The sequence below is a fragment of the Novilysobacter antarcticus genome, assembly GCF_019802285.1.
GTDB lineage: Bacteria > Pseudomonadota > Gammaproteobacteria > Xanthomonadales > Xanthomonadaceae > Novilysobacter > Novilysobacter antarcticus.
Window position 1 is genome coordinate 923,132 of record NZ_JAIEUJ010000001.1, and the last position, 14,777, is coordinate 937,908.

9 protein-coding genes are annotated in these 14,777 nt (G+C 66.1%); 4 read left to right on the forward strand and 5 right to left on the reverse strand.

Going from position 1 to position 14,777, the window contains the following annotated elements:
* Positions 1-82: 82 nt before the first annotated feature.
* Complete coding sequence (locus KZ491_RS04220) at positions 83-5,107, reverse strand: NAD-glutamate dehydrogenase (protein ID WP_222564567.1); 5,025 nt, start codon at positions 5,105-5,107, stop codon at positions 83-85.
* A gap of 91 nt (positions 5,108-5,198) precedes the next feature.
* Complete coding sequence (locus tag KZ491_RS04225) at positions 5,199-6,434, reverse strand: acyl-CoA dehydrogenase family protein (protein ID WP_281421632.1); 1,236 nt, start codon at positions 6,432-6,434, stop codon at positions 5,199-5,201.
* Between the two features lie 64 nt (positions 6,435-6,498).
* On the opposite strand from KZ491_RS04225, the gene KZ491_RS04230 reads away from it, so the two are divergent.
* Genes KZ491_RS04230 through KZ491_RS04245 form a run of 4 tightly spaced genes read left to right on the forward strand, consistent with a single transcriptional unit; the run spans position 6,499 to position 12,419 of the window.
* Positions 6,499-7,485, forward strand: coding sequence for an ArsR/SmtB family transcription factor (locus KZ491_RS04230; RefSeq protein WP_222564744.1), 987 nt, complete (start codon positions 6,499-6,501; stop codon positions 7,483-7,485).
* The gene (locus KZ491_RS04235; RefSeq protein WP_222564569.1) at positions 7,482-8,582 is read left to right on the forward strand and encodes a homocysteine S-methyltransferase family protein; all 1,101 of its coding nucleotides are present in this window, start codon (positions 7,482-7,484) and stop codon (positions 8,580-8,582) included. Before KZ491_RS04230 ends, KZ491_RS04235 begins: the two co-directional genes overlap by 4 nt.
* A 10-nt stretch (positions 8,583-8,592) precedes the next feature.
* Positions 8,593-11,280, forward strand: coding sequence for a methionine synthase (metH, locus tag KZ491_RS04240; RefSeq protein ID WP_222564570.1), 2,688 nt, complete (start codon positions 8,593-8,595; stop codon positions 11,278-11,280).
* Positions 11,277-12,419 (forward strand): prephenate dehydrogenase, encoded by a 1,143-nt coding sequence (locus tag KZ491_RS04245; RefSeq protein WP_246606491.1) that lies wholly within the window; start codon positions 11,277-11,279, stop codon positions 12,417-12,419. Before metH ends, KZ491_RS04245 begins: the two co-directional genes overlap by 4 nt.
* A 2-nt stretch (positions 12,420-12,421) precedes the next feature.
* Here the strand turns inward: KZ491_RS04245 and KZ491_RS04250 are convergent, their stop codons facing one another.
* From KZ491_RS04250 to KZ491_RS04260, 3 genes are read right to left on the reverse strand one after another with little or no spacing between them, the layout of a single operon-like run.
* Positions 12,422-13,096, reverse strand: a complete 675-nt coding sequence (locus KZ491_RS04250; protein ID WP_222564571.1) for a DUF2058 domain-containing protein — start codon at positions 13,094-13,096, stop codon at positions 12,422-12,424.
* 42 nt (positions 13,097-13,138) lie between these two features.
* The gene (locus KZ491_RS04255) at positions 13,139-13,384 is read right to left on the reverse strand and encodes a SlyX family protein (RefSeq protein ID WP_222564572.1); all 246 of its coding nucleotides are present in this window, start codon (positions 13,382-13,384) and stop codon (positions 13,139-13,141) included.
* Positions 13,381-14,742, reverse strand: a complete 1,362-nt coding sequence (locus tag KZ491_RS04260) for a UDP-glucose dehydrogenase family protein (protein ID WP_222564573.1) — start codon at positions 14,740-14,742, stop codon at positions 13,381-13,383. The genes KZ491_RS04255 and KZ491_RS04260 overlap by 4 nt, the downstream gene beginning before the upstream one ends.
* Between the last annotated feature and the right edge of the window lie 35 nt (positions 14,743-14,777).

Consider the following 14,777-nt stretch of genomic DNA (forward strand, 5'->3'; position numbering starts at 1 on the left):
CCCGCAGGATAGCGTGGCTGAGATGCGCAAAAAAAACCGGCGGGAGCCCGAGGACCCCCGCCGGCTTTCGTGGCCGCAGAAATCAGGCGGCCGATTCTGCCAACTGCGCCAGGCGACGCACCGCGACCGACACGGTCGGGTAATCCAGGCTCTTCTGGCTCACCAGCTCGGCGAGCATTGACAGGGTGAAACGCAGGCCCTGGTCATCGCGTGCCAGCCAGGCTGCCACCTTCCCCGCCGCCGGCTTTTTGCCGCCGCCTGCGAGGATCTGCCCGACCAGCGCCCGCTGCTGGGTCGCGAGTTCGTCGCGCATCGCGCCACGGGCCAGCGCCTGCCAGCGTCCTTCCACCGGCAGGGCGTTGATCTGCTCGTGCAACCACGGCAGCTGGAACGCGGCGCCAAGCTCGAAGTACGCGCGCGATGCCTCGAGCGCCGACACCTTACGGGCGTTGGCGATCTCGATGATGTCGCAGGCGAATTCCAGCACCGGCAGCGCAGCCAGATGGGCCGCCAGCGCGGACGGCACGCCCTTGGCTTTCCACTCGGCCAGCTGGGCGTTGAACTTGTCGCGGCGAACCTGCGACATCGTCTCCGGCAGAGCCGCGTGGACTGCCTTGAAGCCGTCGCCGAAGCGCGCCATGCCCTTGGTGATCTCCGGCATCGGGCCCGGGCGCGACAACAGCCAGCGGGTGACCGAACGCAGCAGGGCCCAGATTGTCTGCAACGCGTCGATCTGCACCGACTCCAGCACCTTGCCGTCGAGCGCGTCGATCTGCGCCCACAGCGCGCGTGCATCGAGCGCCTCGCGGGCGATGGTGTAGGCCTCGGCGATCTCGCCCGGGCTGCGGCCGGTGTCCTCCTGCATCCGCAGGGTGAACGTGGCCCCCATCCGATTGACCATCGAGTTGGTGATGGCGGTGGCGATGATCTCGCGCTTCAGGCGGTGGCCTTCCATCGCCTTGGCGTACTTGGCCTGCAGCGGTTTGGGGAAGTAGCGCACCAGCTCCTTGGACAGGTACGGGTCCTCCGGCACGTCCGAATCCACCAGCTGCTGGAACAGCACCAGCTTGCTGTAGGACAGCAGCACCGCCAGCTCCGGCCGGGTCAGGCCCAGACCGCGAGCCTTGCGCTCGGCGAACTCCGCATCCGAGGGCAGGTACTCGATCTGGCGATCCAGCAGGCCCTGCGACTCCAGGGTCTGGATAAAGTGCTGCTTGGAGCCCAGACGCGGCGCGCTCATGCGCTCCATCAGGCTGATCGCCTGGTTCTGCCGGTAGTTGTCCACCAGCACCAGTCCGGCCAGCTCGTCGGTCATCTCGGCCAGCAGCTTGTTGCGCGCCGGCAGGGTGAGCTTCTTCAGCTTGACCTGCTCGTTGAGCAGGATCTTGATGTTGACCTCGCGGTCGGAGGTGCCCACACCGGCGGAGTTGTCGATGAAGTCGGCATTAAGCAACGCACCTGCCTGGGCGGCCTCGATCCGGCCCAGCTGGGTCATGCCCAGGTTGCCGCCCTCGCCGATTACCTTGCAACGCACGTCACGGCCGTCGATACGCAGACCGTTGTTGCCGCGGTCGCCCACGTCGGCATGACTCTCGGAGCTGGCCTTGATGTAGGTGCCGATGCCACCGTTCCAGAGCAGGTCGACCGGCGCCTTCAGGATCGCGCTCATCAGCTCATTGGGGCTCATCGCGTCGATCGACTCGTCGATGCCGAGCACGGCCTTGACCTGCGGCGTCAGTTCGATGGACTTGGCGCTGCGCGGGAACACACCGCCGCCCTTGCTGATCAGCTCCGGCTTGTAGTCCTGCCAGCTGGAACCGGCCAGCTTGAACAGACGCTGGCGCTCCTTGAAGGACGTTGCCGCCACGGGCGCCGGATCCAGGAAGATATCGCGGTGGTCGAACGCGGCGACCAGGCGGATGTGCTTGGACAGCAACATGCCGTTGCCGAACACGTCGCCGGACATGTCGCCGATTCCGACCGCGGTGAAGTCTTCCTTCTGGGTGTTCACGCCCAGGGCGCGGAAGTGGCGCTTGACCGACTCCCACGCGCCGCGCGCGGTGATGCCCATGCCCTTGTGGTCGTAACCGACCGAACCGCCGGACGCGAACGCATCGCCCATCCAGAAGTTGTGGTCGGCGGAGATCGCGTTGGCGATGTCGGAGAAGCGCGCGGTGCCCTTGTCGGCAGCGACCACCATGTAGGCGTCATCGCCGTCGTGGCGAACAACGTTGTCGGGGTGCACGACCTTGCCGTCCACCAAGTTGTCGGTGATATCGAGCAGACCGTTGATGAACATCTGGTAGCAGGCGACGCCCTCGGCCTGCAGCGCGGCGCGATCAGACGGCGGACGCTTGACGATGAAGCCACCCTTGGCGCCGACCGGCACGATGATCGTGTTCTTGACCATTTGCGCCTTGACCAGGCCGAGCACCTCGGTGCGGAAATCCTCGCGCCGGTCCGACCAGCGCAGGCCGCCGCGGGCCACTGGCCCGAAGCGCAGGTGGATGCCTTCCACGCGCGGCCCGTAGACGAAGATCTCCCGGTACGGACGCGGCTTGGGCAGGTCTGGCACCAAGGCGGAATCGAACTTGTAGGCGACGTAGCCGCATTCTGCTCCGCCCACGCCACACTGGTAGTAGCTGGTGCGCAGGGTCGCCTCGATGACCTCCATGAAGCTGCGCAGGATGCGGTCCTCGTCGAGGCTGGAGACGCGGTCCAACAGGGTCTTCAACGCGGTCGACGCTGCTTCGGTCTGGGCCTCGCGCTTCCCGCCACGGGCTGCGACCACCGGCGCCAGCGCCGCCAGCACTGTTTCATCACCGCCGCTCAAGCGCTCGAGCTGCTGCTGCAGCAGCTCCATGCCGGCCTTGATGTCCGCTTTGTCCTCGTTGCCGGTACTGGGATCGAAGCGCGCTTCGAACAGCTCCACCAGCAGCCGGGCCAGGACCGGGTAACGCGCAAACGTCTCCTCGACGTAGCTCTGCGAGAACGGCACGCCGACCTGGAGCAGGAACTTGGCGTAGGCGCGCAACATCGCAACCTGACGCCAGGTCAGCCCCGCGGCGAGGATCAGGCGGTTGAAGCCGTCGTTCTCCGCCTCGCCGCGCCAAGTCCGGGAAAACGCATCCTCGAAATTGTCGCTGATACCGTCGACATCGACGTCCGGCGTAGCGGTCTCGACCTCGAAGTCCTGGATGTACACCACCTCGCCGTCGGCATGCAGGCGGTAGGGATGCTCGGCAATTACGCGCAACCCCATGTTCTCCATCACCGGCAGCGCGTCGGACAGGGAAATGTCGTCGTGCTGGCGGTAGAACTTGAAGCGCAGGCCGCCGGCACCCGGACGGCTGCGGTACAGGCGCAGGCGCAGGTCCTCGGGGCCCTTCAGAGCAGCAAGGTGCTCCACGTCGGCGGCGGCCACGGGAAGGGACACGGTCTCGATGTAGCCGGCCGGCAGCGCATTGCCGAAGGTGGCGGCCATTTCGAGCCCGCGCTCCTCACCATGACGCTCGGCGAGCACGTGGGCCAGGTCTTCCCGCCAGTCACGCACGATTTCCGCCAGCTCCGCCTCGATGACGGCGTTGTCGACCTGCGGCATGCCTTCCACGCCCAATGCGCCCGGCTGCGGACGGACCAGCACGTGCAGCTGCGCCAGTGGCGAATCGCTCAGCATCACGGTGGTGTCGATGTGCTCGCCATGCAGCTCGCGCTTGAGCATGGCCTCGATGCGCAGGCGCACGTCGGTGTTGAAACGCTCGCGCGGGATGTACACCAGGCCGGAGAAGAAACGGCCGAAGCGGTCGCGGCGCAGGAACAACTTGCTGCGCACGCGCTCTTGCAGGCCGAGGATGCCGGTGGCGGTCTTCAACAGCTCCTCGCCGCTGGACTGGAACAGCTCGTCGCGCGGCAGTGATTCCAGGATGTGGCGCAGCGCCTTGCCGCTGTGGCTGTCATCGGGGAAGCCCGAGTGGCGCATCACGTAGTCGTGGCGCTCACGGACCAGCGGAATGTCCCACGGACGGCGTGTGTAGGCGCTGGAGGTGTACAGGCCCAGAAAGCGCTCCTCGCGCAACGGCTTGCCGTTGTCGTCAAAGCTCAGCACGCCGATGTAGTCCATGTAACCGCGGCGGTGCACGGTGGCACGCGCGTTGGTCTTGGTCAGGATCAGCGCATCCACGGAGCCCGAGTCGGGCATGCGCGTCGCCGCCAGCGAGGACAGTGAACGCGGCTTGTGGCTGTCCTTGCCGCGCAGCAGGCCCAGGCCGCTGCCCTTGACCGCGCGCAGTACGTCTTCACCGCCCTCCTCGACCACGTCGTACTCGCGGTAGCCCAGGAAGGTGAAGTGGTTGTCGGCGACCCAGTGCAGGAACTCACGGCCCTCATTGCGACCGGCCTCATCCACCGGCAAGGTGCGGTTGGCGAAGTCGTCTGCCACTTCCAGCATCTTGCCGCGCATCTCGCTCCAGTCGGCGACGATCGCACGCACGTCGTCCAACACCGTCCCCAGCTTCTTCTCGATGCCGGCCATCGACTGCCTGGACTGGCGGTCGATCTCAAGGTGCATCACCGATTCGGGTTGCCCTTCGCCAATCGCCGACAGCTTGCCGGCCTTGTCGCGCGTAACCGGCACCACGGGATGGCCCAGCACGTGCACGCCGATGTCCGCCTCGGCCAACGCCATGGAAACCGAGTCGACCAGAAACGGCATGTCATCGTTGATGACCTGCAGCACGGTGTGCGGTGACTCCCAGCCGTGGCTGTCCAGAGTCGGATTGAACAGGCGGATCTTCGCCGTACCCGGCTTGCGCTGACTGGCGAAGCCGAGCATGTCGACCGCAAGCGCGGCCCAGCCCTGAGCGGAATGCTGGCCCCATTCGTCGTCGCCCATGCGCTCGTAGAACGCCTTGGCAAACGCCTCGGCCTGGGCGTGATCCTTCTTGGCCGTTTGCTTGCGGATCTCGGTCAGGATCGAATCCAGCGACACGTCCGCGGCACCGGACGCTTTGTCCGCAGTGGTTGCGATCGCTGTGCCGGCCACGCCCTTCGCAGCGGCAGAGGATGTCTTGGCGATGCGGCGGGCGGGAGTTTTGCGTTCAGTGCTCATTCGAATGTCGTTTCCAATGGAGTGAGGCCCGCGTTTTCACACGGGCCAAGGCTCAGGAGTCAGTACACCAGATGGGTGTGGACGTGCATTTTCAGCGCAGGCCGGTCTCGTTGCGGGCGATCACCAGGCGCTGGATCTCGCTGGTACCCTCGTATATCTCGGTGATCTTGGCGTCCCGGAAGTAACGCTCGATCGGCAGTTCCTTGGAATACCCCATGCCCCCGTGGATCTGGAGTGCCTGGTGGGTGATCCACATTGCCGCCTCGGATGCGGTGAGCTTGGCCACCGCGGCCTCGGTGCTGAAGCGTCCGCCGTGTTTCTCGACCTCACCCTTCTTCCAGGCTGCGCGCAGCGTCAGCAACAGCGCGGCATCGAGCTTGCACTTCATGTCGGCGATCTTGGCCTGGGTCATCTGGAAGGCACCGATCGGCTGGCCGAACGCCTTGCGATCGCGGGCGTACTCCAGGGTGGCTTCATAGGCCGCACGGGCGATGCCGATGGCCTGGCTGGCAATGCCGATCCGCCCGGCGTCCAGCACGCTCATGGCGATCTTGAAGCCCTCGCCTTCGGCGCCGAGCACCTCTTCGGGCTTGATCACGTAATCGGTGAACTCGATCTCGCAGGTGGCCGACGCGCGGATGCCCATCTTCGGCTCGGTCTTGCCGCGGTGGAAACCCTCGCGCTCGGTGTCGACCATGAATGCCGTGATGCCGCGCGCGCCCTTCTCCACATCGGTCATGGCAAACAGAACGATGTACTTGGCGACGGGGCCGGAGGTGATCCAGCTCTTCTTGCCGTTGACAAGATAGGTGCCGTCGTCCTGCAAGATGGCCTTGCAGCGCATGGCGGTGGCGTCGGAACCCGACTGCGGCTCGGTCAGTGCGAAGGCACCGATCTCCCGGCCTTCAGCGATCGCGCGCACGTAGAGCTGCTTCTGCTCCTCGTTGCCGAAGGTCAGGATGCCGTTGCAGAACAGGGAGTTGTTGACCGACACGATCGTGGAATGGGCGGCATCGGCGGCAGCGATCTCGATCATTGCCAGCACGTAGGCGATCGGGTCCATACCAGCGCCGCCGTATTCGGTCGGCACCTCGATGCCCATCAGGCCGTTCTCGCCCAAGGTGCGGATGTTCTCCAGCGGGAACTCCCCGGTGCGATCGTGATGCTCCGCGCTGGGAGCAATTTTTTCCTGCGCGATACGACGCGCCACGTCCTGGATCATCAACTGCTCTTCGCTGAATCCGAAATCCACGTCCGCACCTCTGGCTGTTAAACGATGCGGCAATTGTAGCCCTGCGCGACGATTAAACCGAACCGCCGCCGGCATCCGCGCTTGACCTGCACAGCGGGCGTCCCCACACTTATCGCTGCATCGCGATAGGTGGATGAATATGGATCTGGAAGGCTGGTCGTCACGTCTCAAGGTGTTTGCCGACGCCACACGGGTGCGGCTTCTCGCATTGCTGGAACGTGAAGAGCTCACTGTCGCGGAGCTTTCGGCCATCACACGACTGGCCCAACCGCGGGTGTCCACGCATCTGGCGCGTTTGAAGGACGCCGGGCTGGTGCGTGACCGCCGCGCCGGCGTGTCCGCCTACTACCGCTTCGACGAGGCGGCGCTGGACCCGGCCCAAAGCGCGCTGTGGAATACCCTGCGCGAAGGCAGCGACGACCCCCTGTTGCGCCAGGACGCCGAGCAGGTGCGCCAGGTTCTGGCGATGCGCGCCGCCGACCAGAACTGGGCGGACTCCGTGGCCGGCGACATGGAACGCCACTACTCCCCCGGCCGCACGTGGGAAGCCATGGCGCGCTCCGCGTTGCCGCTGCTGGAGACAGGCGACGTGCTGGACGTGGCGTCGGGCGACGGCGTGCTGGCCGAGCTGCTGGCGCCGCATTCCCACCGATACGTCTGCCTGGACTCCAGCACCAAGATGGTGCTCGCCGCCTCCGAGCGCCTGCGCCGACTGGAGAACGTCGAGGTGCAGGAAGGCGACATGCACGAGCTGCCCTTTGCTGACGCCAGCTTCGACCTGGTGGTGTTGATGCACGCCCTGTCCTACGCCGACCATCCGGCCGAGGCCGTGATGGAGGCGGCGCGGGTGCTGCGGCCGGGCGGTCGCATGTTGCTGACCAGCCTGGCCAACCACGGCCACCGCTCGGTGGTGGAAGCGTACGGCCACGTCAATCTCGGGTTTGCGCCCACCGAGCTGACCGGCATGGTCGAAAAGACCGGGCTGGGCGTGGAGAGTTGCGAGATCGTCACCCGGGAACGGCGCCCGCCGCATTTCGAGGTAATCGCGCTGCTCGCCCGCAAACCCCCCGCCGGAGCGCAACAGAAAGCGCGCGACACGCGCCGCAAGACCGAGTCGAAATCATGAATACCGAACTACCCTGGCTGAATCCCGCCCGCGCCGAGGCCCTGCAATCGCAACTCGGTGAGCGCATCCTGGTGATCGACGGCGCGATGGGCACGATGATCCAGCGTCACGGGCTGGAGGAGGCCGACTACCGCGGCGAGAGGTTTGCCGACGGTTACGACCGCGAGCACGACATCCCCGACCACGTGCACGGCGCCGACTGCGGCTGCGCGCGTGACCAGCGCGGCAACAACGATCTACTCAGCCTGACCCGCCCAGACCTGATCCTCGACATCCATGCAGCCTACCTGGCCGCCGGCGCCGACATGGTGGAAAGCAACACGTTCAACTCCACCCGGACCTCGCTGGCCGATTACGGGCTGCAGCATCTGGCGCGCGAGTTGAACGCGGCGGGAGCGCGGCTTGCACGCGCCGCCTGCGATGCCGCCGAACAGCAGTCACCGGGCCGTCCACGCTTCGTCATCGGCGTGCTCGGCCCAACCAGCCGCACCGCGTCCTTGAGTCCCGACGTCAACCGGCCCGGCTTTCGCGCGACCACGTTCGACGACCTGCGCCTTGCCTACCGCGAGGCCGCCGAAGGCCTGATTGATGGCGGCGCGGATGTGCTGATGGTGGAAACCGTGTTCGACACCCTGAATGCCAAGGCGGCGCTGTTCGCCATCGCCGAGGTGTTTGAAGGCCGCGGCGCCCGGCTCCCGGTGATGGTCTCGGGGACGATCACCGATGCCTCCGGCCGCACCCTGTCGGGGCAGACAGCCGAAGCATTCTGGTACTCGCTGCGGCATTCGCGGCCGCTGTCGATCGGGCTCAACTGCGCGCTCGGCGCAAAGGAGTTGCGGCCGCACGTGGACACGCTGTCGCGGATTGCCGAGGTCGCCGTCAGCGCGCATCCCAACGCCGGGCTGCCGAATGCGTTCGGCGGCTACGACGAGACTCCCGAGGAAACAGCCGGCATGTTGCGCGAGTTCGCCGAGTCCGGCCTGGTGAATTTCGTCGGCGGCTGTTGTGGCACCACGCCGGAGCACATCGCAGCGATCGCCGAGGCCGTGCGCGGCCTGCCACCGCGGCAGCCGCCCCGCATCGCCGACGTGGCCTGAGGTCGAACCGATGAGCACCCTCCCCCGCTACACCCGCCTCAGCGGCCTCGAGCCGCTGGTAATCAGCCCGGAAACCAACTTCATCAACGTCGGTGAGCGCACCAACGTAACCGGCAGCGCCCAGTTCAAAAAACTGATCAAGGACGATCGCTACGACGAGGCCGTCGCCGTCGCCCGGCAACAGGTCGAGAACGGCGCCCAGGTGCTGGACGTCAACATGGACGAGGGCCTGCTGGATTCCGAGCAGGCGATGGTGACCTATCTCAACCTGATTGCCGCCGAGCCGGACATCGCGCGCATCCCGGTGATGGTCGACAGCTCCAAATGGAGCGTGATCGAAGCCGGGCTGAAATGCCTGCAGGGCAAGGGCATCGTCAACTCGATCTCGATGAAGGAAGGCGAGGAGGAATTCCTGCGCCAGGCCCGGCTGGTCCGCCGCTACGGGGCCGCGGTCGTGGTCATGGCCTTCGACGAGGAAGGTCAGGCCGACACCGTCGAGCGCAAGGTCGAGATCTGCTCGCGCGCCTACAAGCTGCTGACCGAGGAGATCGGATTTCCGCCCGAGGACATCATCTTCGATCCCAACGTGTTCGCCATCGCGACCGGCATCGAGGAACACAACGACTACGCGGTCGCCTTCATCAAGGCCACCGCCGAGATCCGCCGCCGGTTCCCGCACTGCCACATCTCCGGCGGGGTCTCCAACGTCAGCTTCTCGTTCCGCGGCAATGAACTCGTCCGCCAGGCCATCCACGTGGTGTTCCTGTACCACGCGATCAAGGCGGGGATGGACATGGGCATCGTCAACGCCGGCGCGCTGCCGCTGTACGACACCCTGGATCCCGAGCTGCGCGAGGCGGTCGAGGACGTGGTGCTCAATCGCAACCCCGAGGCGACCGAGACCCTGCTTGAGCTGGCGGAGCGCTATCGCGGCCGCAAAGGTGAGAAGAAGGTTGAGGACCTGCGCTGGCGCGAGCAGCCGGTCAGTGCCCGCCTCAGCCATTCCCTGGTGCACGGCATCGACCAGTGGATCATCGAGGACACCGAGCAGGCCCGGCTGGACGCGGCGCGCCCGCTGGACGTGATCGAAGGTGCGCTGATGGACGGCATGAACGTCGTCGGCGACCTGTTCGGTGCCGGCAAGATGTTCCTGCCGCAGGTGGTCAAATCGGCGCGGGTAATGAAGAAGGCCGTGGCCCACCTGCTGCCGTACATCGAGGCGGAAAAGCTGCGCACCGGCGATACCGGCAAGACCAACGGCAAGATCGTCATGGCCACGGTCAAGGGCGATGTCCACGACATCGGCAAGAACATCGTCGGCGTGGTGCTGGCCTGCAACAACTTCGACGTCATCGACCTGGGCGTGATGGTGCCCTCGCAGGTGATCCTGGACCGCGCGATCGCCGAGAACGCCGACATGATCGGTCTGTCTGGGCTGATCACGCCGTCGCTGGAGGAAATGGGGCACGTCGCCCGCGAGATGCAGCGGCAGGGCTTCACGATGCCCCTGCTGATCGGCGGAGCGACGACCTCGCGTGCGCACACCGCGCTGAAGATCGATCCGTTCTACAAGCCGGCCACGGTCTGGGTGAAGGATGCCTCGCGCGCGGTCGGCGTCGCCCAGAGCCTGCTCAGCGTCGAACTGCGCGATGCGTTCGTGGCCGCCAATGCCGCCGACTACGCACAGATCCGCGAGCGCCACCGCACCCGCGGCAGCGGCAAGCGACTGGTGTCGCTGGAACACGCCCGCGGCAACCGCTTTGACGGCGGATGGCAGGACTACGTGCCGCCAACACCGCTGCAGCCCGGCCTGCACGTATTCGACGACTATCCCCTGGACGAGCTGGTCGGGTTGATCGACTGGACACCGTTTTTCCAGGCGTGGGAATTGGCCGGCCGTTACCCGGCGATCCTGACCGACGAGGTGGTCGGGGAATCGGCCAGCGACCTGTTCCGCGATGCGCAGGCGATGCTGAAGCGGATCGTCGACGAGAAATGGCTGACCGCCAAGGCGGTGTTCGCGCTGTGGCCGGCCAACAGCGATGGCGATGACGTCATCGCCCGGGTCGATGGCCGCGACGAGCCCATCCACTTCCTGCGCCAGCAGGCGGACAAACCGCCGGAGCGGCCCAACCTGTGCCTCGCCGATTTCATCGCGCCCCGTGACAGCGGCCGCCAGGATTGGATAGGCGCGTTCGCCGTCACCGCGGGCCTGGGCATTGAACCGCATGTGCAGCGGTACGAGGCCGACCACGACGACTACAACGCAATCCTGCTGAAGGCCCTGGCCGATCGTCTGGCTGAGACACTGGCCGAGCGGCTCCACCAGCGCGTGCGCACCGAATTCTGGGGCTACGCGGCCGACGAATCACTGGATGTGGACGCGCTCATCGACGAGAAGTACCGCGGCATCCGCCCTGCCCCGGGCTATCCGGCCTGCCCGGAACACAGTGAGAAGGCGACGATCTTCCGCCTCCTCGACCCTGCCAGGAACGCCGGCATGCAATTGACCGAGAACTTCGCCATGACGCCCGCTGCAGCGGTGTCGGGCTACTACTTCAGTCATCCGCGCAGCCAGTACTTCGTGGTCGGTCGTGTCACCCGCGAGCAGGCGCTGGACTACGCCCAGCGCAAGGGTCTGACCCTCGCCGAGGTCGAACGACTGCTGGCCTCCAACCTTGATTACGACCCGGAATGATGCCGCGCAACGGTCCCGACGGACGTCCGCCGGTGGTCGGCATCGTCGGCAACGCCGGTGCCTACGGGCGCTGGCTGTCGCGGTTCCTGCAGGATCAAATGGGGCTGCAGGTCATCGGCCGGGATCCGGCAGGTGATACCCGCCTCTTGCCCCGCGAGCTGATCCTCCAGGCAGACGTGCTGGTCTTCAGTACCCCGATCCGGCACGCAGCGGCGGTGATCGACCAATACGTGGACCTCGCCGCTGGCGACGAGGACGGTCGGCTCTGGCTGGACCTGACCTCGATCAAACAGGCCCCGGTCGAGGCGATGCTCCGGTCGCGCGCTGATGTTGTCGGCCTGCATCCGATGACCGCGCCGCCAAAGACGGTCAGCCTGAAAGGCCGGGTGTTGGCGGTCTGCCCGTCGCGGATCGGCCGGTGGCACGACTGGCTGGAGCAGCTGCTGCAGACCCTTCAGGCCCATTGCGTGGAAGTCGAGCCGGCCGCCCACGACCGGGCCATGGCGCTGGTCCAAGGCCTGTCGCACGCCTCACACATGACCCAGGCGCGGGTATTGGCCGCGCTGGCCGAGGACGCGGGTGGGATGGCGCTGCTGCATGCGCTGCGCACGGTCGGCTACGAACTCGACCTGACCGTCACCGGGCGCATCCTGTCGGGCAATCCCTCGATCTACGAAGAGATCCAGTTCGGCAACCCACACGTCCTGCCGGTACTGCGCAACCTCGCCGAGGCCACTGCCCAGCTGCGCGACCACGTGCTCGACGGCAGCGATATCGCACGGCGCAACATGCGCTCGGCCTTCCTGGAGCAGCCGGCGACCATGTTCAGTGCGCAGGCGCTGGCATCGCACAGCCACGGGTTTGAACGCCTCGGCTACCTGTTGGCTGATCTGGACGAGGGTCGGTATCTGAGCGTGTTCCTGCCCGAAGACCGCCCAGGCTCGCTGCGCAGCCTGCTGGAAATCTTCGACCAGCTGGGCGTCAACCTGGCGTCCATACACTCGTCGCGCACGCCGGAAGGCGAACTCCACTTCCGGATCGGCATCGATGCACTACCGGTACCGATGCCGACACTGTGCGAGGCGGTGGAGAGCGCGGGTATCGGCCGGGTTGTCGAATTCCGGGATCCGCAGCACTGAGGTCACCAGATCAGGTCGTCGGGTACCTGGTACTGGGGGTCGGCATAGGGATCGTCCGCCGCGGGCGCATTGGGGTCGACCTTCAGCGCGACCGCCGGTGCAAACACCTGCTCGGCCTCCGCCAACAGGGCGGCATCGACCAGCAGGTAACGGCCATCGGTCTGCAGCACGCCCAGCTCGCCGGCATTGAGCGCCTTGAGCTGCTCTGCGGTGACGTGGACGCGCTTGATCTTGCCGCCGTACTCAAAGTGCCTGGCAATGTCGGCGTCGGCGGCGTTCAGCGCCTTGCCCTGCACGAGCTGGGAAAGCTTTGCCCGTGCCTCGCGCCGCTCGCGCGCGGCATCCTGCTTCGCCTTTTCCGCGGCGATGCGTTCGTCCTTCTCGCGCTGGGCGCGGATTGCATAGGCCTTCGCCAGGTCGATGTCCTCGCGCGAGCGCGGTGCGCCGCGAGGTGGGCGGGCTTGGCCCGTCGCATGCTGTCCCGGCCGTGTGCCTGGTCCACTGGCGGACCGACCGGGAGTCGATGGATTCCCCCGCTTCTCGGTGCCGCGGCCCGAGCCGGCGTTGCCACCCTTGCGATCCTGACTGCCATCGCGTTTTTTGGCAGGACGGCGTTCTGGTTCGGGCGCGGGCTTGAAGCCCAGCCCCATCAACTGGTTGCGCAGGGTGTCATTCATGGTGTTCTTCAACAGGCAAGGGACGACGGGTGTGTCGCGCGCTCAATAATGCGGCGGTGGCGGCTCGCCGGCAGGATCGGCGGAGTGCGGGTTTGCCGCGACCGACAAGCGCAACTGGCGCAGGTCTTCCAGGGCGCGGTGCAGCAACAGGGCGTTGCGCGCTTCCTCGTCACGGGCGGCGGCCAGCGCATCGCTCAGTTCGCCCAGGTGATGCTCCTGGAACGAGAGCCGGGTTTCCAGATCGACCAGACGTTGCTCGATCGAATCGTCAGAACCAGAACCGCTCATGGGACCGCACCTTGTGGCCCGGTGCGCATCAACGAACGACCGCGGCCGATCCCGTAGTAAGCGATGCCGGCCTCTTCCAGTTCTTCGGGATCGTAGAGATTGCGTCCGTCGAAGATCACCGCATCGGCCAACGCAGCGCCGATGCGGCCAAAATCGGGGCTGCGGAACTGCTTCCACTCGGTGATCACGATCAGCGCGTCGGCACCTTCCAGCGCGTCGTACTCCGAATCGCACAACACCAGATCGCTGCGCTCGCCAAAGATGCGCTGGGCTTCGCTGGACGCCTCCGGATCAAACGCACGGACCCGTGCACCGGTGGCCCACAGCTGCTCGAGAAGGCGCCGGCTGGGGGCCGCGCGCATGTCGTCGGTGTTGGGCTTGAAGGCCAGCCCCCACAGGGCAAAGGTCTTGCCGGCGAGGGAATCGCCGTAGTGGCGCTGGACCAATTCAAACAGGTGTTCCTTCTGGCGCTCGTTGACCGCCTCCACCGCGTCCAGCAATTGCGGCTGCAGACCGTGCTGATGGGCGGTGCGGGCAAGCGCCTGGACGTCCTTGGGGAAGCACGAACCGCCATAGCCCGCGCCGGGGTAGATGAACTGCCAGCCGATTCGCGGATCCGAGCCGATGCCCTGGCGCACCATTTCCACGTCTGCGCCGACACGCTCGGCAATCGTGGCGATCTCGTTCATGAAGCTGATCTTGGTCGCCAGCATCGCGTTCGCTGCGTACTTGGTCAGTTCGGCCGAGCGCACGTCCATCACCACGAAACGCTCGCGGCTACGCACGAAAGGTGCGTAGAGCCGGCGCATCTTCTCAGAAGCCTCCACGTCGTCGGTGCCGATGATGATCCGGTCCGGTCGCATGAAGTCGTTGACCGCATCGCCTTCCTTGAGAAACTCGGGATTGGATACGACCGTGAAGTCGATCTCCACGCCGCGCTGCGCAAGCTCACCGGCGATGGTCGCGCGCACCTTGTCGGCCGTACCGACCGGCACCGTAGACTTGTCGACCACAAGCGCCGGCTGGTCGAGGTGCTGGCCAATCGTCCTGGCCACCGCGAGCACGTATTGCAGGTCGGCGCTGCCGTCCTCATCGGGAGGCGTACCCACGGCGATGAATATCACTTCCGCGTGGGCAATGGCCTGCACTGGATCGCTGGTGAAGTGCAGGCGCCGCGCATCGTGGTTGGCGCGCACCATCGGCGCCAGGCCGGGCTCGAAGATCGATACCTCACCCCGCTTGAGTCCATCGACCTTGGCCTGGTCGATGTCCACGCAGATCACCTCATGGCCGACTTCCGCCAAACAGGTGCCGGTGACCAGACCGACATAGCCGGTGCCGAAAATACTGACGCGCATTGTGTTTCTCCTGTCCCGACCGCGGGAAGATCGAC